The sequence below is a fragment of the Cupriavidus sp. NPDC089707 genome (genome assembly GCF_044748965.1).
Taxonomy (GTDB): domain Bacteria; phylum Pseudomonadota; class Gammaproteobacteria; order Burkholderiales; family Burkholderiaceae; genus Cupriavidus.
In genome coordinates, this window is sequence record NZ_JBIVHB010000016.1 from 99,757 (window position 1) to 117,190 (window position 17,434).

General features: G+C 65.7%; 14 protein-coding genes. 2 read left to right on the forward strand and 12 right to left on the reverse strand.

The genetic code is table 11. The features are described from left to right. Window positions 1-14: 14 nt before the first annotated feature. The 3 genes from ACIP1U_RS23065 to ACIP1U_RS23075 all read right to left on the reverse strand — a co-directional run bounded on the left by ACIP1U_RS23065 (window position 15) and on the right by ACIP1U_RS23075 (window position 4,358). Window positions 15-368, reverse strand: a complete 354-nt coding sequence (locus ACIP1U_RS23065) for a LysR substrate-binding domain-containing protein (RefSeq protein WP_400319820.1) — start codon at window positions 366-368, stop codon at window positions 15-17. 11 nt (window positions 369-379) lie between these two features. Beyond that, window positions 380-1,723, reverse strand: coding sequence for a nucleobase:cation symporter-2 family protein (locus ACIP1U_RS23070; RefSeq protein WP_400319821.1), 1,344 nt, complete (start codon window positions 1,721-1,723; stop codon window positions 380-382). A gap of 670 nt (window positions 1,724-2,393) precedes the next feature. Continuing rightward, window positions 2,394-4,358 (reverse strand): cytochrome-c peroxidase, encoded by a 1,965-nt coding sequence (locus tag ACIP1U_RS23075; RefSeq protein ID WP_400319825.1) that lies wholly within the window; start codon window positions 4,356-4,358, stop codon window positions 2,394-2,396. Between the two features lie 621 nt (window positions 4,359-4,979). On the opposite strand from ACIP1U_RS23075, the gene ACIP1U_RS23080 reads away from it, so the two are divergent. Together ACIP1U_RS23080 and ACIP1U_RS23085 are read left to right on the forward strand one after the other, a co-directional pair. Further along, on the forward strand, window positions 4,980-5,951 hold the full coding sequence (locus tag ACIP1U_RS23080) for a Bug family tripartite tricarboxylate transporter substrate binding protein (protein ID WP_400319827.1): 972 nt from the start codon (window positions 4,980-4,982) through the stop codon (window positions 5,949-5,951). Window positions 5,952-6,298: 347 nt separating this feature from the next. Then, window positions 6,299-7,012, forward strand: a complete 714-nt coding sequence (locus tag ACIP1U_RS23085; RefSeq protein ID WP_400319829.1) for a hypothetical protein — start codon at window positions 6,299-6,301, stop codon at window positions 7,010-7,012. Between the two features lie 32 nt (window positions 7,013-7,044). On the opposite strand, the gene ACIP1U_RS23090 is transcribed toward ACIP1U_RS23085, so the two are convergent. From ACIP1U_RS23090 to ACIP1U_RS23130, 9 genes are all read right to left on the reverse strand, one after another. Further along, window positions 7,045-7,407 (reverse strand): helix-turn-helix domain-containing protein, encoded by a 363-nt coding sequence (locus ACIP1U_RS23090; RefSeq protein WP_400319831.1) that lies wholly within the window; start codon window positions 7,405-7,407, stop codon window positions 7,045-7,047. 3 nt (window positions 7,408-7,410) lie between these two features. After that, the gene (locus ACIP1U_RS23095; RefSeq protein WP_400319833.1) at window positions 7,411-7,764 is read right to left on the reverse strand and encodes a hypothetical protein; all 354 of its coding nucleotides are present in this window, start codon (window positions 7,762-7,764) and stop codon (window positions 7,411-7,413) included. A gap of 149 nt (window positions 7,765-7,913) precedes the next feature. Beyond that, window positions 7,914-8,837, reverse strand: a complete 924-nt coding sequence (locus tag ACIP1U_RS23100; RefSeq protein ID WP_400319835.1) for a carbohydrate kinase — start codon at window positions 8,835-8,837, stop codon at window positions 7,914-7,916. A gap of 21 nt (window positions 8,838-8,858) precedes the next feature. Next, window positions 8,859-10,508 carry a glucose-6-phosphate isomerase gene (gene pgi / locus ACIP1U_RS23105; RefSeq protein WP_400319838.1) on the reverse strand — a complete coding sequence of 550 codons (1,650 nt, stop codon included), beginning with the start codon at window positions 10,506-10,508 and terminating at the stop codon, window positions 8,859-8,861. Between the two features lie 11 nt (window positions 10,509-10,519). Continuing rightward, window positions 10,520-12,010 carry a glucose-6-phosphate dehydrogenase gene (gene zwf, locus ACIP1U_RS23110; protein ID WP_400319911.1) on the reverse strand — a complete coding sequence of 497 codons (1,491 nt, stop codon included), beginning with the start codon at window positions 12,008-12,010 and terminating at the stop codon, window positions 10,520-10,522. Between the two features lie 56 nt (window positions 12,011-12,066). Further along, on the reverse strand, window positions 12,067-13,053 hold the full coding sequence (locus tag ACIP1U_RS23115; RefSeq protein ID WP_400319841.1) for an ABC transporter substrate-binding protein: 987 nt from the start codon (window positions 13,051-13,053) through the stop codon (window positions 12,067-12,069). Between the two features lie 26 nt (window positions 13,054-13,079). After that, window positions 13,080-14,111 carry a ribose ABC transporter permease gene (locus ACIP1U_RS23120; RefSeq protein ID WP_400319843.1) on the reverse strand — a complete coding sequence of 344 codons (1,032 nt, stop codon included), beginning with the start codon at window positions 14,109-14,111 and terminating at the stop codon, window positions 13,080-13,082. Between the two features lie 242 nt (window positions 14,112-14,353). Continuing rightward, window positions 14,354-15,979 (reverse strand): sugar ABC transporter ATP-binding protein, encoded by a 1,626-nt coding sequence (locus ACIP1U_RS23125; protein ID WP_400319846.1) that lies wholly within the window; start codon window positions 15,977-15,979, stop codon window positions 14,354-14,356. Beyond that, window positions 15,966-17,228, reverse strand: coding sequence for an ROK family protein (locus ACIP1U_RS23130; protein ID WP_400319849.1), 1,263 nt, complete (start codon window positions 17,226-17,228; stop codon window positions 15,966-15,968). Before ACIP1U_RS23130 ends, ACIP1U_RS23125 begins: the two co-directional genes overlap by 14 nt. Window positions 17,229-17,434: the final 206 nt, after the last annotated feature.

Sequence of the window (17,434 nt, forward strand, 5' to 3'; positions counted from 1 at the left end):
GCGAGGCCCGGCGCTCAGAACAGAACTTCCAGCTCGTCGAACAACTCGCTGTCCTTCTGCGCCGCCGAGCGCGCGCGGCGCCGGATCTCCTGCAGCAGGCAATCGGTGAAGCACTGCGCCGCGGGATTGCGCACCGCGTTGTGGCGCGTGATGATGCCGAGCCGGCTGGTTTCGAACTGCTCGGCCAGGGCAATGGCGTGGACCCAGCCACGCATCGGCTCGGTCAGCAGCAGCGGCCGCGGGCAGTAGCTGATCATGCCGGCATTGCGGATCAACTCCAGCAGTAGCGCGGTGGAGTGCGCGCAATGCAGCCGCGCCGGGTCAATCCGTGCGTCATGCTGCCAGGGCTCGCCCGCCAGCGTCGGCACCGCGGATGCGTTCAGGCCAGTTCGCCGGAAGGCTGCGCCACTTCGTCGTGCTGGGGCTCCTCGGCATGTTCAGCCTTGCCGCCCGGCAGCACCAGGTTCAGCGTCACCGCCACCAGCGATCCCACCGAGATGCCCGAGCCGAATACTTCCTGCACGAACAGCGGCAGCTTCGACAGCAGTTCCGGGCGGAAGGTCACCGCCAGGCCGCAGCCGATCGATACGGCCACGATCAGCGTATTGCGCTGCGTGAACTCGATCCGGCTCAGCATGTTGATGCCGCCCGAGACGATCATCGCGAACATCATCAGGCCGGCGCCGCCGAGTACCGGCTGCGGAATCGTCACCACCAGCGCGCCCAGCACCGGGAACAGCCCGGCCAGCAGCAGCATCACGCCGGTCAGCGCCACCACGTGGCGGCTGGCGACGCCGGTCAGCGACACCACGCCGACGTTCTGTGCGAAGGTCGACAGCGGCGGGCTCGAAATCAGCGCGGCAAAGGCGGAGCCGAAGCCGTCGCACAGGATGCCGCGCGACAGCTTGTTGCCCGTGATCGGCGTCTGCGTGGCCGAGCCCAGTGCCATGAAGGTGCCGGTGGATTCCACCGTCGTCACCAGGTAGGCAATCGCCATGGCAACGATGCCCGACACCGGGAACGTCAACCCGAAATGCAGCGGCTGCGGCAGCGCCAGCACCGGCGCATTGCGCATCTGCGTGAAATCGACCAGCCCCAGCGCCAGGCAAAGCAGATAGCCGCCCAGGATGCCGATCACGATGGCCGAGGCCGAGATCATGCCCTTGCCCCACTGCACCATCGCGATCACCAGCGCCAGCACGAAAGCCGCGATCGCCAGGTTGCCGACCGCGCCGTACTGCGGGCTGCCGCGGCCACCGGCGGCCCAGTCCACTGCAACCGGGATCAGCGACAGGCCGATCATGGTGACGACCACGCTGGTGACGGCATGGGGGAAGAGCTTGCGGATGGTCGGCATGAAATGGCTGCCAACGATCATCAGCAGCGAGCCGGCCAGCGCCGAACCCAGGATGCCCGCCACGCCGTGTTCGGCGCCAACGCTGATGGCAGCGCCGACGAAGGAAAAGCTGGTGCCCATCACGCACGGCAGGCGGATGCCGACCGGCCCCACGCCCTTGCATTGAATAATGGTCACCACGCCCGAGCCGATCAGCGCGGCATTCACCAGGGCAATGATCTCCGCGGTCGGCAGTTTTAATGCCCCGCCGATCACCAGCGGCACCGCAATAATGCCGCCGAGGGCGGCAAGCAAATGCTGAAGCGCCAGCAGCACGGTAGTGATGCGCGGCGGACGGTCTTCCACCTTGAACAGCAAAGGTGCCATTAACGTCTCCTGTTTATGCGGGTGGATGTTTCCACCTTTGTCATTTGTTCCGGGCCGGCCGGCATTTGCCGCCGGGAGGGGCAATGCGAGCGCAGCAGAAGCATCGATGCGGCTTCCGCGGCGCGCCCGGCATGCTATCCGGAAAGTAAATGAAAAATCAATCTATTTGATTATTCTGGTGCTGTGATGCTGGCGAGATGGGGGATGGGGTATATAGAAATTATCGGAAAAAATCTGTTGTCGTCCGATAATGGCGATGCACGGTTCTTGTTGTGGCGGGAGTGGGGTCGTGATTGAGTCGGTGGCCAGAATCGGTAGCCCAGCCTGTAAAATCGATAATCACTGGCGACATATATTTTCATTGAAAATGTCGCCGTTCAAGCTGTGCAAATTGTGCCGATTATTGTCTTGAGAGATTGTCGTGCGGGAAATTAAGAGAATTTTTCCAACAACGTTCAGCAACAATCTCCGGCCCCGGGATTTTTCAGATCGGCTGGCGCCCCCAGATCGGCGGCGCCGGGCTACAAATCCGGACCGGCGAGCCGAGCAGGCCGTGTCGACGGCGCCGCCTTGGTGATCCCCGTTCCGCGCTGATGACGCGTCAGCGTCCGTTTGACAGCAGTCCATCCCGCCCCCCGAACGGGATGGCCCCACGCCATCAGCCCACCCACTAGCGTTGGAAGGGATCGATGTTGAGGAACGGCTTGAGGCCGCTGCTCGCGCCGCCCGCACCGACCGCGCCTATGCATTCCGTGTTGTCCACGCCGTTCCCGGTGCTTCCGTCCTGCAGCAAGGCCCCGGTATTGCTGACCTTATGCCCTTGGGGGAAGCACAGCGAGGGATGATCGAACGGCGCTTTGCGATAGCGCACGCGGTCATCACTCAGGGCAAGCAGAAAAGCCACCAAGTCTTGCTTGTCCGACTCTGTCAAGCCGAGCGGCCTGATGCCCCGGTCCAGGTTAGCCGTGTTGACGTCCGCAAAATCGCCGCCGCGGTTATAGAAGTCGACCACCTGCATCAGGGTAGATTTGCCGCCGTTATGGAAATACGGGCCGGTAAACTCCAGATTGCGCAGACCTGGTGTCTTGAAGGCACCGTCAACAGCCACACGCTCGCTAGGGCCGACTGCCGTCTCCTTGGTGGTATCAAAGCCGTTGCCCAGCAAATGGGTCTTACCCTGTTGCGCCATCCGCGTTTCGGAAAGCGGATTGCCGAACGGGTCAATACCGCCTACGCCGAGATCCTCTGCGGTCGGTTGCACGCCGATGTTGTAGAAGCCGCTGTCATAGACAGCTTCCAGTCCATTTCCCATCGGCATCCGCCTGAGCCGCTGCCTGGTCACGCTGGAAAATGAGGCGGCAGTGAATTCAGGACCCGAGTGACAGAAGGCGCAACGCCCGGCCCCGGTGAAGACTCTGGCGCCACGCAACTGCTGCTCATTCAGGGCTCCGGTCTGGCCCTCGAGGTAGCGGTCCACGGGCGTGTCGTTGGCAATCAGGGTGGACTCGTAAAGATGAACGGCGAGGCCGAAGAAGAGCGCGAAGTTGGCTTCCATCTGGCTCACCTCGAATTTCCCGGTACTGCGCTTGAACTGGCGGGCGGGCATCAAATCCATCGAGGCGAATTTCGCCTCATCCGCAGCCGACATTTTCAGCAGCGTCGGCGAGCTCCAATACTGGGAGCGGAATGCCTTCTTGACCATCTCAGAGTAGGTCGGCACCTGATCCTTGCTGCGTAGTAACACCAGCGGGCCAAGTACGCTGTCGTCGGCCGCGATGGCCTGGCCGGCCAACGGCCGCTGGCCAAGCAGCTTCTTGCCGAGTTTCATGAATGACCGTCCATTGCAACTCATTTCGACCGAACTCAGGGGAGGGCCGTCACCTTGCGACGCCAGGGAGGCGCCTGGAATGGCCAACTTGGCTTGCCTCAGCACGCCGCCTTCATTCTTCCACACCAGGGCTTCCGGATTGCGCATGCCAAAGGGGTCGCCGCCGTTGTATATGTTGTTGGCGCGCCCATCCCAGAAGTTGCGGAAATTGAATACCGCATTGATGACCGAGGGGGTATTGCGTCCGGTCACCTGCCGCGTGTTGACGCCGTTGATGTTGAATCCCGTGCCGCCGTGGAAGATGTCGTCGGAAACATTGGCGCAGACATCGCCCGAGCTGCCCGTTCCGAATTCAATGAAGTTGGCCGTGAATACCCCCTGCGAGCCGGAAACCTCGTTGACGTTCGAAAGTTGCGGCTGCGCTTGGTTCACCTGCACATGCTTGGTGAACCCAAAGTCTTCCGGCTTGAAGGTGTAGTTTGGCCCGCCCAGCTGGAAGGTTCTATCGGTGCCCGGCAGACCTGAACCTGGAGAGAGCTGGTTCGTGATGCGGTTGTCGACACCGGCATGGAAGTGGCAGCTTGCGCAAGAGGTCTTGTTGTCGCTGCCTACCTTCATGTCCCAGAACAGCGCCTTGCCGAGCTGGATGGCGGCCGCCTTGTCCTTGACGAACTCGTCCAGGACTTCGGCAGGCGGACCGGGAACCGTAACGGTTTTGAGCGAACGCAGGCCGGCCAATGGATCTACCACTTGTGCCTGCGGTGCGCGCGGCGTGAGACCTATTGCTGCCGCCAGGATGGCAGCCATGAAGATAGGCTTGACTGGGCCATTGCAACTTTTGCTGAACATATCTCTCCCCTCAACCGTAGGCAATTGCACCCCATGAACTTGTGTGGCGTTGTTTTGTTTGACTTCGCCAACGGACCGCTCCTGTCAGGATTGAAGTGGCCCTCACGCGTTGGCTGCTGCTGCCTTGAAAGCGGACCCGCAGGAAACCAATCGCTATTAATTTGTAGGGGCGGCGCGGTGTCGCATGAACCGTCTATGTGCGGTACCGCACATAGACCTGATGGACCAGTCATGGGCCTTCGCCAACGCACTGGCATGGCCGGATAGCGTTGTCGCAAAAGGAGAGACGAGGGGATGCCCGCAACGCGCGATCATTTTCTGGTGCAGCGCGATAACAGGTAAGCAGGGAGCGGATTGAGGCATACCGCTGAATCAGGCCATGGGTGGCCCGGTTTTTGCAGTGATGTGCCAGCCGATCGCCTCCGCCTTTGCTGTGCACCACGCCGAAGCGGCCATGAACCTCGTCCGTACATACCCTCGGTTGACGATGAAATTTATGAGGATAAAATCAGATTCACCGTCATGAATAAATGGGGCGCGGCGACATAACGGCGCGGCGGCCAAACCGGAGACAGCACAATGACCATCAACCTGCGCCGCCGCGTGCTGCTGTGTGCCGCCGTGCTGGGCACTCTGCCCACGCTGGCCTGGAGCGACACCTATCCCAGCAAGCCGATCCGCATGGTGGTGCCGTTTTCTCCTGGTGGCGCCACGGATGTGGTGGCGCGGCTGATCTCGCAGAAGCTGGGCGAGGCGCTGAAGCAGTCGGTGGTGGTGGAGAACCGCCCTGGCGCCAACGGCATCATCGGCACCGATATCGTTGCGCGCGCGGCGCCGGACGGCTACACGTTGCTGCTCAACACCGCCGGCGCGCAGACGCTCAGCCCGCTGCTGTACAAGGCTGGCTATGAACCGCTGAAGAGCTTTGCGCCGATCTCGCTGATCAGCAATATCGGCTTCGTGATGGTGGTGCACCCGTCGGTGCCCGCCAAGACGGTGCAGGAATTCGTGGCGCTGGCCAAGTCCAAGACCCGGCCGCTGAGCCTGTCGGCAGGCAGCAGCATGATCGAGCTGATCGGCGCGAGCTTCAAGGCGAATGCGGGCATCCCTGATGTCGTCAGCGCCTCGTACAAGGGCACCGGCCCGCAGATGCAGGCGGTGGTGTCAGGCGAGGTCGACATGACCATCGATCCGTTCAACTCCATGGCGATGATCAAGGCGGGCAAGCTGCGGCCGCTGGCGGTGTTTGCCTCCAAACGATCGCCGGCGCTGCCGCAGGTGCCGACCATGCAGGAGGCGGGCTTCGACGGCATGGCGTTCAACTCGTGGGCCGGCCTGCTGGCGCCAGCGGGGACGCCCAAAGAGATCGTCAACCGGCTGAACCAGGAGGTGACGCGCATCGTCGCGCTGCCGGAGATGAAGGAGAAACTGGCGGCGATCGACTACGAAGCGGTCGGCAGCACGCCGGAGCAATTTGCTACCACCATTGCCGAAGATGCGGCCCGTTGGGCCCGCATCGTCAAGGAAACCAACTACAAGGCGGGTTCCTGACCGACTACTAATCCATGGCGCATATGGGTTGACCCGCTTCCGACGCTGGCATTACACTGCGCCCCGTTCTGATAAACGGAGCTATCCGTGGACAGTTGTTCCAGTCATTCTCGCGGAAGGGGATCGCCCCGGGTCGCCATGGCGCGCTGAGCAACTGCAGTCTTGCGGCTGCAGGCGCGGCATCGCCGCCTGCAGTGGTTTCCATTGGCATCCATCCTGGTGAGCGCGCGTGCAGCCGCGCGCGCTGTCGCTGAGCCGGCGGCATCCCTTTCCTGTCCATCGAAATCGTGTCACGACCGTCGTGTATCGTCGTCGGCCGTGTCCCGCATGTGTCCAGGAGGGTTGCCATGGCATGGCACCAGGTTTTTGTCCGTCTCGCCGCAGTGGCCTTGCTGGCCGCCGCCTGCCGCCCCGCGATCGCTGCGCGGCCGCTGATTACCGACGATGCCCGCATCGTCGATCCCAAGTCCTGCCAGCTTGAATCGTGGATGCAAGTCCAGTCCGCCGGCAATGAGTTCTGGGCGCTGCCGGGCTGCAACCCGACGGGAAATCTCGAACTGACGCTGGGCGGCTCGCTGCGGCGCGTGGACGGCGGCACGGATTTCACCAACGTGCAGTTCCAGGGCAAGACGCTGCTCCGGCCGCTGGAAACCGGCGGCTACGGTGTCGCCTTTACTGCTGGCGTGATCCACCATCCGACTGCGGAACAACGCAAAGTGTTTGGCAACGTCTATGTCAATGTGCCGGTGTCGTTCTCGTTTGCTGAAGACCGCTTCCTGGCTCACCTCAACGTCGGCGCCAACCGCGATACCGAAGCGGGACAGACGCGCATGACATGGGGTGTCGGCACGGAGACCCAGGTGCATCCGCGCGTGGCCATCGTGGCCGAAACCTTCGGCGAGAACCGCGGCAAGCCATCGTTCCAGGCGGGTCTGCGCTTCTGGGTCGTGCGGGACCGGGTGCAGGTCGATACCACCTATGGCAATGTGTTCGGCGGTGGGACTGGCGAGCGGTTTTTTACGATCGGGTTGCGGCTGTTGTCGCCGGCGTTTTTGCCGTAGCGTGCGGAGCCTGGGAGCGGGTATCGGCCCGCTCAATGAAAGGCTAGCTCAAGCTCTATGCCGCTATAGTGGACGCGTGGTGCGAGCTTGCGGCGTGGCCCTTGCTCGAAGTGAACCAGCCCGTAGCCTTCCATCGTACGCAACGTCCGGGACAGGTTTGACACGGCACGTCCGGTGCGTTGGGAAAGCTCATCGAGCGATTCAGGATTGACTTCGGCGATCACGGCAAGCAGGTGGCGGTTGGCCGGCGACAGTACCTTGGCAAGGACGTCCAGCGACTGAAACCAGACCTTGGGCTCATTCTTCCCGGGCTTGAGTTCTCCGCGGGCAATTGCCATGGTCCGGGCTTTGAAATCCTCCAGTGACGCGATGCCGATCTTGAGTTTTCTGGTCATTGTTCACTCCTTGAGCCGCAGGATCTTGCCAACCTCGGTCCAGAAATCTTGCAGCAAGCTGGACGCATCCTTGTAGTCATAAAACCGAACCCGGGCTCCCACATGCTGGTGGTCGTATGTAATGCGCGTACGTGCGCCGCGGCCGCATCGGTCGCGGATGCCATGAGCATTGTCGAAACCAAGCAAGCGGCGGCCACTACGTTCGTGCAGGGTCAGGCAATACCTGAGCCCGTGTGGACGTTCAGGCGATACAGCGCAGACGCTGATATCGAACTTCACCCAGCAAATGCCCGCCTCGTCGAGAACGAAGCGAGTGCCATTCAGATCCAGCAATGTGTCGAGGCCAGGGTCGCGCATTGGTATGTTATCACAGTATGATAATAGTCCAACGCCCGATCGCAACTAAATTCTCCGACGCGCATTGCGCGCGGAATTGCGGTCAGGCTTAGCGCAACACATTGCCAGCCCGATGGTATGGAATCGTTACTTGCGGTGGTCGGTACCGCCTACCGCGTTGCGGCGATCATGCCCTCAACTTCCTCGCGCGACGGCGGATACGCCCCAGCCCGCGTCGCGGCTACTGCTGCGGCTGCCGCAGCAAGTCGCGCCTGCGCCGTCAGATTCTGCGCCGCGCCCGACAGCACACCGGCCATCCACCCGCCCATTGCAGCATCGCCGCAGCCGACCGTGTCGGCGACTTCTACACGCAGCGCAGGCTGTTCGACCTTGGCACTGCCTTTGAACAGGGTCATGCCCTGGGCACCGCGCGTCAGCATCACGGTGGCATCCGGCGCCATGGCGCGCACCTGCGCGAGTGCGGCACCGGTGTCGAGGGTGGGAAACAGGCCTGCCAGGTCTTCGTCGGAGATCTTGACGTAGCTGGCCAGGCGCAGCATATGCGCCAGCACCGCGGCGTAGCCGGGCGTGCGCATCAGGTCGCGGAAATTGGGATCGAAGGCGATGTGCTTGCCGGCCTGGGCGGCCTGGGTGGCCTCTTCGCACAGCCGTGCGGCCAGCGGCTGGCGCACCAGGCTGATCGAGCCGAAATGCACGACTTCGGCAGCCTGGCGCCAGCCGGCGGGCAGCGCGGCGGGATCGAAGTGCAGGTCGGCGCTGTCGTCGCCGACAAAGAAATACTGCGGCGGATGGCGCGAGGCGACGAAGGCAAGGAAGGGCGAGCGCGGCACGCGCTGCAGGAAACGCGCATCGAGCCCGGCCGTGGCGCTGGCGCGGGCGAGGTCGTCGCCGAACAGGTCCTGGCTGACGGCGCCGGCGAACGCGGTGGCAATGCCCAGCCGCGCGCCGGCGCGCGCCACGTTCCAGCACGAGCCGCCAGGCAGGCCCAGCCAGCTGCCGTCGGGCTGGCGCACCATGTCGGTCAGGGCTTCGCCAAAGACGACATAGCGGGGCAGGGAGGTAGGCGTGGACATCGGGTATCTCCGGCGGAAAGTTCAGGCCGCGGCGCCTTGCGGGGCCAGAGCGGCCTGCGCGCGGCGGATCAGTGCGGCGGTGGAGGCATCATGCGCGGCCGCGGCCGCCGTGCCTTCCAGCTCGCGCTGGATCGGCGCGGCCAGCTTCTTGCCCAGCTCCACGCCCCACTGGTCGAAGGAATTGATCTGCCACAGCGCGCCCTGCACGAAGGTCCGGTGCTCGGCCAAGGCGAGCAGCGCACCAAGGTGCCACGGATCCAGCCGCTGCAGCAGCAGCGTATTGCTGGGCCGGTTGCCTTCGAACACCAGGTGCGGCACCAGGGCTTCATCGCTGACGCCTTCTGCCCGCACTTCGTCGGCCGTGCGGCCGCGCAGCAGGGCCTCGCCCTGTGCAAAGCAGTTGGCCAGCAGCTTGGTATGGTGCCCGGGCAGGTCGCTGACCGGCTCCAGCGTGGCGATGAAGTCCACTGGAACCAGTTGCGAGCCCTGGTGCATCATCTGGAAATAGGCGTGCTGGCCGTTGGTGCCGGTCGTGCCCCACACCACCGGGGCCGAGCCTGCCTGGATGCTGCCGCCGTCGAGCCGCACCGACTTGCCATTGCTTTCCATCTCCAGTTGCTGCAGGAATGCAGGCAGCAACTCGAGCGGTTCGCAGTAGGGCGCCACGCAGCGGCTGCCGGCGCCGAGGAAGCTGCGGTACCAGACATCGAGCAGCCCCAGCAGCATCGGCAGGTTCCGCGCTGCAGGCGCGCTCGCAAAATGCAGGTCCATCGCGCGCGCGCCGTCGAGCAGTTCGCGGAAGCGCGCAAAGCCCACTGCCACGGCGATCGACAGGCCCACCGCCGACCACAGCGAAAAGCGTCCCCCCACCCAGTCCCAGAACGGGAACATATTGGCCGGGTCGATGCCGAACGCGGCCACCGCGTCGCGGTTGGTCGAGACCGCCACGAAATGGCGCGCCAGGTCCGCGCCAGACGCACCCTGCTGCACGAACCAGTCGCGCGCCGTGCCCGCATTGGCCATGGTTTCCAGCGTGGTGAAGGTCTTGGAGCAAACGATCACCAGCGTGGTCGCGGCGTCCAGCGGCGCCAGCGTGCGTGCCAGGTCGCTGCCGTCGACATTGGCGACGAAATGCATGCGCGGCCCGGCGCTGTCGGTGCTGTCGGCGCTCGCCAGCGCGCGGCACACCATGCGCGGTCCCAGGTCTGAGCCGCCGATGCCGATGTTGACCACATCGGTGATCGCGCGGTCGTCAAAGCCGGTCCACGCACCGCTGCGCACGGCATCGGCAAATCGTTCCATCTGGCCCAGCACCGCGGCGACGTCCTCGCCAACCGGCACGCCAAGCGCGCGGTAGCCGTCCTCCGGGTAAGCGCGCAGCGCGATATGCAGCGCTGCGCGGCGCTCGGTGGTATTAACTGGTTCGCCGGCGAACATGGCATCGCGCCGCTCGCTTACGCGCGCCTGTGCCGCCAGGTCGAGCAGCAGTTGCAGTGTCTCGTCGGTGATCCGGTTCTTGGCGTAGTCGAGCGTCAGGCCGCAGGCCTCGGCGGTGAAGCGATCGGCACGCGCAAGGCCATGCGGGCCGTCGAAGCAGTCGCGCATATGGGTGCGGCGCATCGTTTCGGCATGGGCGCGCAGCGCTTGCCAGGCGGGAAGAGTGGTGGTCATGTCGATGGCTCCTACATTTCTTCGTGCCAGGCCTGGCCGTCGCGCGACAGCAGGGCGCTGGAGGCCGCCGGCCCCCAGGTGCCGGCGGTGTATGGCTTGGGCGGCGCGGTGGTGTTCTCCCACGCCTGCAGGATCGGCGCGACCCAGCGCCATGCCTGCACCTGCTCGTCACGGCGCACGAACAGGCCCAGCCGGCCGCGGATCACATCGAGCAGCAGGCGTTCATAGGCGCCCACGCGCCGCACGCGCGGCGCCGCGCTCGTCAGTTGCAGGTCGAGCGAGGCAGGCAGCAGCGCCTGCGTGTCGCCCGGCTGCTTGGTCAGGAAATAGAGGCGGATGCTTTCCTCCGGCTGCAGCGTGATCACCAGCCGGTTGCCGGCCATGGTGCCCAGCGGATGCGGGAACAGCGAGTAGGGTACGTCGTGGAAATGGATCACGATCTCCGCCACGCGCGACTGCATGCGCTTGCCGGTACGCAGGTAGAACGGCACGCCGGCCCAGCGCCAGTTGGCGATCTCGGCGCGGATGGCCACGAAGGTTTCGGTGCGGCTGTCGGGGGCGATGCCCGGCTCGCTGGCATAGCCGGGTACCGGGTTGCCGCCCGCGGCGCCGCGGCAATATTGGCCGCGTACCGCTTTCTCGGCCACGTCCTCGGTGCGGATCGGACGCAGCGCCTTCAGGATCTTGAGCTTCTCGTCGCGGATGGCGTCTTCCGACAGGCTGGTGGGCGGCTCCATCGCCACCATGCACAGCAGTTGCAGCAGGTGGTTCTGCACCATGTCGCGCAGCGCGCCGATGCCGTCGTAGAAGCCGCCGCGGCGCTCAACGCCCAGCTCCTCGGCAATGGTGATCTGTACCTGCCGCACCCATTCGCGCCGCCACAGGGGCTCGAACAGCACATTGCCGAAGCGCATCGCCATCAGGTTCTGCACCGACTCCTTGCCGAGGTAGTGGTCGATGCGGTAGATCCGATCCTCGGCGAAATGCCGCGCCACTTCGGCATTGATGGCTTCGGACGAGGCCAGGTCATGGCCGAGCGGCTTTTCCAGTACCACCCGGCTGCGCTCGCCGGCCAGCCCCACGCGTGCCAGTTGCGCGCAGATGGTGGCAAACAGGTGCGGCGCGGTCGCCAGGTAGCACACCACCACCGGCGCGGCGCGGGCGTTGACCAGTTCGGCCAACGCGTCGAAGCCGGCATCGGCGTTGGCATCGACCTGCAGGTACACGATGCGCTCCAGGAAGCCTCGCCACGCTGCGGCATTGCCGGCCAGCGCCGGCAGCACCTCGTCGTTCAGCATGGCCACGTAGGCGTCGTGCGACAGCGGCTGGCTGCCCAGCGCCAGGATGCGCCCGCGCGGGTGCAGCGCGCCGGCGGCGTGCGCATCGAACAGCGCCGGCAGCAGCTTGCGCCGCGCCAGGTCGCCGGTGGCGCCGAACAGGACGAAGTCGAATTCGGGCGCGTGGGCAGCGGCAGGAGCCGCGGCGGAAAGGCTGTGCATCATGTCGGGAAGAAGCAGTGCGTTCGGCAAGGGGATTGGAAAGATGGCGGGCCTGCCGCTCATCGCGGCGCGGCCCAGCCCTTGTACTGGCCAACGTTGGCGCGCGTCACCAGCGTCGACGGCAGCAGCACGGTCGGCGTGGCGGGACGCTGGCCGTTCATCATGCCGACGCCCAGCTGCACCGCGGTGCGCGCGATCGCCCACGGATCCTGGCTGGCCGAGGCCTGCACCAGGGTATCGGCCTTCAGCGCGGCTTCGATATCGGGCGCGCCGTCGACCGAAGCGATCAGGATGCCGCGGCGGTTCAGCTGGCGCGCGGCCAGGTCGGCACCCACGGCCTGCGGGTCGTTGATGGTGAAGACCGCGTCGACCTTGGGAAAGCGCGTCAGGTACAGCTGCATCACGTTCAGGCCGCCCTCGCGCGAGCCCTTGGCGTCCTGGTCGTCGGACAGGATGCGGATGTCTGGGTGCCGCGCCAGCACGGCCTTGCAGCCCTTGACGCGATCGAGCACGGCCGACACCGGCGGCCCGTTCTGGATGATCACGTTGCCGCGCCCCTTGAGCCGCTCGGCGATAAAGCCGCAGGCCAGTTCGCCCGCCTGAGTGTTGTCGGTCTGCACCGTGGCATCGGCGCCGGCGGCGGCCACGTCGACGGCGACCACCACGATGCCGGCCTTGCGCGCCTTGCGCACCGCGGGCTCGATCGCGCGCGCATCCGCCGCGTTGATCAGGATCAGGTCGACCTTGGCGACGATAAAGCTGTCGATATGGGTGAACTGCTTGTTCAGGTCATAGTCCGCCGACAGCACGGTGACTTTCACGTCGGGATTGACCTGCCGGGCAGCAGCTTCGGCGCCGCGCGCCAGCGCGACGAAGTAGGGGTTGCCGAGCGAGCCCAGCGTTACGCCGACCTTCTTGAGCTGGCGCTGCGGGGCTTGTGCGGCAGGCTGCGACGGTGCCTGCGCAGCGGCCGGCAGGGCGCCGAGCGCGGCCATTGCGACCGCTGTCAGCGCGCAGAGGAAGGGAAAGGAAAAGGGCTTGATCATCCATCTGTCTCCTGTCAGTGCGTGGCTCAGGTCCGCGCCGAGCCCTTCTGCCGGTAGCGGTCCAGCGCCACCGCGCCGATGATCACCAGCCCCTTGATGATGTATTGCCAGATGTCCGACACGCCCAGCAGGATCAGCCCGTTGGACAGCACCGCGATAATCAGCGCGCCCACCAGCGTCCCGGCAATCGATCCGACCCCGCCGACGAAGCTGGTGCCGCCCAGGATGACCGCGGCGATGGCATCGAGCTCATAGGACTGGCCCAGCTGCAGGCCGTTGGCCGCATACAGCCGCGACGCCGACATGACGCCACCCAGCCCCGACAGCAGCCCCGACACGGCATAGACGAACAGCAGCACCACCCAGACCTTGATGCCCGACAGCCGCGCCGCCTCGGCATTGCCGCCGACGGCGTAGATCTGCAGGCCCAGCACCGTGCGGCGCAGCACCAGCCACGACACCGCCACCACTGCCGCCGCGATCACGACCAGCCAGGGGATACCCAGCAGGTCGCCGTTGCCGATGAAGGCAAAGGAGATGTCAGGGTTGTAGACGGTGCTGTCATCCCCCACCAGCCGGGCCAGTCCGCGCACCGCGGTCAGGCTGCCCAGCGTCACGATAAAGGGGGGCAGCTTCATGAAGGCGATCAGCGCGCCATTGACCAGGCCGAACAGCAAACCGCACAGCAATGCCGCCGGCACGCTCAGCGCCGCCAGCTGCGGCATCAGCGAGACCAGCATCGCCACCACCGCGGACACGGACAGGATCGAGCCCACCGACAGGTCGATGCCGCCGGTCAGGATGACGAAGGTCATGCCCGCCGCCAGCACCAGGTTGATCGACGCCTGCTGCGCGATGATCGACAGGTTCTGCAGGCTCGCGAAGTTTTCGGTCAGCAGCGTGAAGCCCAGACAGATCAGCACCAGCACCGGCAGCATGCCGAGCGCGCGCAAGCGTTCCTGCGTGGTGGCGCGGCCGGCGGCGCCGGGCAGGGCGGGGCCGCTGGATGGGGCGACCGCGGCAGTGGCGTGGGCGGTGGGGTGGAAGGGGTTGCGCATGGTGTCTCCTTGTCGGAACGTCGTACCTGCGTGGGCCGACTTGTGTACTGCGTTCTATTTCTTGCGATGGCGATGGCGATGGCGAGCTGACTGTTTGCTCCCCTCTCCCGCATGCGGGAGAGGGGCGGGGGAGAGGGCCGGAGCGTCCACGAAGTGAAGCGTCGACATGCTTGCCACACGCCTGCCCTCTCCCCCGGCCCCTCTCCCACTTCGTGGGAGAGGGGAGCAAACCGCCGGCCTTGTCAATGCAGTGTGGTGTGTTGAATGTCCCCACCCGCGCCTGTCGCGAGCCCAATGATCCGTTCCTGCATGCCGGCCGCATCGGCGCTGCCGGCCACTTCGCCGACCAGTTCGCCTTCACGCATCACCAGCACCCGATCACAGAGCCCAACCACCTCGGGCAGCTCGCTGGAAATCAGCAGCACGGCCACACCCGAGCGGGCCAGCTCGTCCACCAGCCGGTAGATCTCCGCCTTGGCGCCGATATCCACGCCGCGCGTCGGCTCATCCAGGATCAGCACGCGCGGCCGCGTTTCCAGCAGCCGCGACAGCATCACCTTCTGCTGGTTGCCGCCCGACAGCGCGCCCACGTTGACCTGCGGATGCGCCACGCGGATGCCGAGCGCGCGGATAGCCTGCGTGGTGCGCTGGCGTGCGCTGGCGCGGTTGAGCCGGCCGCCGCGCAGCGCGTCGCGGGCCGCCACGATCAGGTTGATGTTCTCGTGCACGCTCTGGTCCAGGAACAGGCCCTGCAGCTTGCGGTCTTCGGTCAGGTAGGCGATGCCGGCATCGATTGCCTGGCGCGGACTGGCAATAGCCAGCGGCGTGCCGGCGACGAACACCGCGCCATCGCTGCGTGCATCGGCGCCGAAGATCAGCCGCGCCAGTTCGGTACGGCCGGCCCCGACGAGGCCGGCCAGCCCCAGCACTTCGCCGGCGCGCAGGTCGAAGCTGCACGGCCGCACGCGCCGGCCATCGGACATATTGCGCACCGACAGCATGATCGCGCCCTCGCGTGTCTCGCCATGGGTCTTGGTGTAGAAGCCGGACAGATCGCGGCCCACCATCATCTTGACCAGCGCGGCCTGGGTCAGGTTGCCGCGCTCCAGCGTGCCGACGAAGCAGCCGTCACGCAGCACCGTGACGCGGTCGGCCAGTTCGTCGATCTCGGCCATGCGATGGCTGATGTAGATGATTGCCATGCCTTCGGCGCGCAGCTGGCGGATCAGGGCGAACAGCCGGCCGGTCTCGCGGGTTGACAGCGGCGTGGTGGGCTCGTCCATCACCAGGATGCGCGTCTCGAAATGCACCGCGCGCGCAATCTCGACCAGCTGGCGCTGCGCGATCGACAGCGTGTGCACCGGCGTGTCCGGCGTGAAGTCCGCCCCGAGCCGTGCCAGCGTGGCTTCGCACGCGCTGGCCATCGCGGCGCGGTCGACCATGCCATGGCGGTGCAGATGCCGGCCGAGGTAGATGTTCTCCGCCACGCTCAGGTTCGGCGCCAGGCTCAGTTCCTGGTAGATGACCGCGATGCCATGCTCGCGTGCCGCGGCCGGGCCGCCGAACGCGACCGCCTCGCCGGCAATGCAGCACTCCGCGCCGGGATCGGCGGTGTAGGCGCCGGACAGGATCTTCATCAGTGTCGACTTGCCGGCGCCGTTCTCGCCCATCAGCGCATGGACTTCGCCCGCGTAGACGGTCAACTGCACGTTGCTGAGCGCCTTCACGCCGGGAAAGGTCTTGGAGATATTGCGCAGCGCAAGCAGTGGCGCAAGCAGTGGCGCAAGCGGCGGCGCGGCAGCAGCGGCGCCATGGGGGCGCTGCTGCTGAGACTGGGTCAGGGTGCTCGATGCTTCAGACCATGGCATGGCTGGCCTCCGGGACGATGGCCGAGGCGCCCTTGAGCAGTTCGGCACGCGGCGAGAAGTTCATGAACATCGGCAGCGACGCGGCGCCCACCGCGCCGGCGTTGGCGCCGAAGCAGCCGCGCACCACGGTGGCGGGCGTGCGCGCTTCAGGGGCGCTGTCATTCAGGGCCTGCTGCAGCCGCTCGATCAGAGCCGGCACCAGCCCCCCGTCGATGTCGGCGTCGAAGATCACCAGCGGCACGTCCAGCACCGCCAGCGCCGATTGCAGCGCCGGCGCCAGCGCGTCGACGCAGTCGTCGATCCATTGCGCCACCGCCGGGTGGCCCAGCTCGGCCTGGCGCTGCAGGTCGGCATGGCCGTCGATTGCCACGCCGTGGTAGCGCAGGTGGCGCGTCAGCGCATTGAGCGAGGCGCGCGACAACAGCAGGTCGCGCCGCGTGCCGGCGGGGGGCGGCGCAGAGGGCAGGGTGCTGGGCGGCACCGGCATCATGGCGATATCGCCGGCATTGCCGGAAACGCCGCGCACGCAGTCGCCGTTGAGCACCACGCCGCCGCCGATGGCCGGGCCGAGGAACACATAGAGGAAATGCTGCGCGTGGTGACGCCCGTAGAACAGCTCGGCTACCGCGGCCGCGGTGCCGTCGTTCTCACTGAACACCGGCAGGCCGGTGACGGCGTTGAGCATCGCAGCGAAGTCGGCTTCGTCCCAGGCGCGGAAGCTCGCCTGGAAGTCCTCGCCCTGCACGTCAAGCTCGCGCAGCCACGCCCCGAGGTTATAGGGTTGCGCCACGCCGATGCCGAGCAGCCGCTTCTGCTCGCCCGGGCTGAGCCGGGCGCGCATCGCCTCGATATCGCGCCGCACCAGTTCCAGTGCCTGCTCGGGATGGGGCAGCACCAGCTGGTGCGCATGGCTGGCGAGCAGCTCGCCGGCGAAGTCCACCATTACGGTCTCGATGCTGCCGCGGTCCAGCCTCACGCCAATGCCGAAGGCGCCTTTGGCCTTGAGCCGGATCAGACTGGCTGGCTGCCCGCGCTGGCCCTCGGTGCGGCGGCCGGCCTGCTCGACCAGGCCTTCGTCGGCCAGGGTCTGCACAATGCTGCCAACCGCGGTGTTGGTCAGCTGCGCCATCCGCGCCAGATCGGCCTTCGACGCCTCGCCGGCGCGGCGCAACGCCAACAGCAACGCGCGTTCGTTGTACAGGCGCAGGCTGGCGGAATTCACGCCACGGCCTGCCTTGGATGCGGTCATGTTGTCTCCGTCCTCTGGCCGACGCGGGTGCGCGGCGGCCTTGGTATTAATTAATTCACGTTGAATTAAAGAATAATCAGCGACAGAACTCAACCGAGGGAAAACCCGGAAGGTGAATGCTTTGCAGCAGCCTGGAGATACTTGAACGGCACTTCACTTGCGCGCCGGCGCCAGGCTGCCTAGCGTAGAAACCGGACTACAGAACG

Coding starts and splice junctions, on each gene's coding strand:
- ACIP1U_RS23070 (WP_400319821.1), bottom strand. CDS start 1,723: ATGGCACCTTTGCTGTTCAAGGTGGAAGACCGTCCGCCGCGCATCACT.
- ACIP1U_RS23075 (WP_400319825.1), bottom strand. CDS start 4,358: ATGGCTGCCATCCTGGCGGCAGCAATAGGTCTCACGCCGCGCGCACCG.
- ACIP1U_RS23080 (WP_400319827.1), top strand. CDS start 4,980: ATGACCATCAACCTGCGCCGCCGCGTGCTGCTGTGTGCCGCCGTGCTG.
- ACIP1U_RS23085 (WP_400319829.1), top strand. CDS start 6,299: ATGGCATGGCACCAGGTTTTTGTCCGTCTCGCCGCAGTGGCCTTGCTG.
- ACIP1U_RS23090 (WP_400319831.1), bottom strand. CDS start 7,407: ATGACCAGAAAACTCAAGATCGGCATCGCGTCACTGGAGGATTTCAAA.
- ACIP1U_RS23095 (WP_400319833.1), bottom strand. CDS start 7,764: ATGCGCGACCCTGGCCTCGACACATTGCTGGATCTGAATGGCACTCGC.
- ACIP1U_RS23100 (WP_400319835.1), bottom strand. CDS start 8,837: ATGTCCACGCCTACCTCCCTGCCCCGCTATGTCGTCTTTGGCGAAGCC.
- pgi (WP_400319838.1), bottom strand. CDS start 10,508: ATGACCACCACTCTTCCCGCCTGGCAAGCGCTGCGCGCCCATGCCGAA.
- zwf (WP_400319911.1), bottom strand. CDS start 12,010: ATGATGCACAGCCTTTCCGCCGCGGCTCCTGCCGCTGCCCACGCGCCC.
- ACIP1U_RS23115 (WP_400319841.1), bottom strand. CDS start 13,053: ATGATCAAGCCCTTTTCCTTTCCCTTCCTCTGCGCGCTGACAGCGGTC.
- ACIP1U_RS23120 (WP_400319843.1), bottom strand. CDS start 14,111: ATGCGCAACCCCTTCCACCCCACCGCCCACGCCACTGCCGCGGTCGCC.
- ACIP1U_RS23125 (WP_400319846.1), bottom strand. CDS start 15,979: ATGCCATGGTCTGAAGCATCGAGCACCCTGACCCAGTCTCAGCAGCAG.
- ACIP1U_RS23130 (WP_400319849.1), bottom strand. CDS start 17,228: ATGACCGCATCCAAGGCAGGCCGTGGCGTGAATTCCGCCAGCCTGCGC.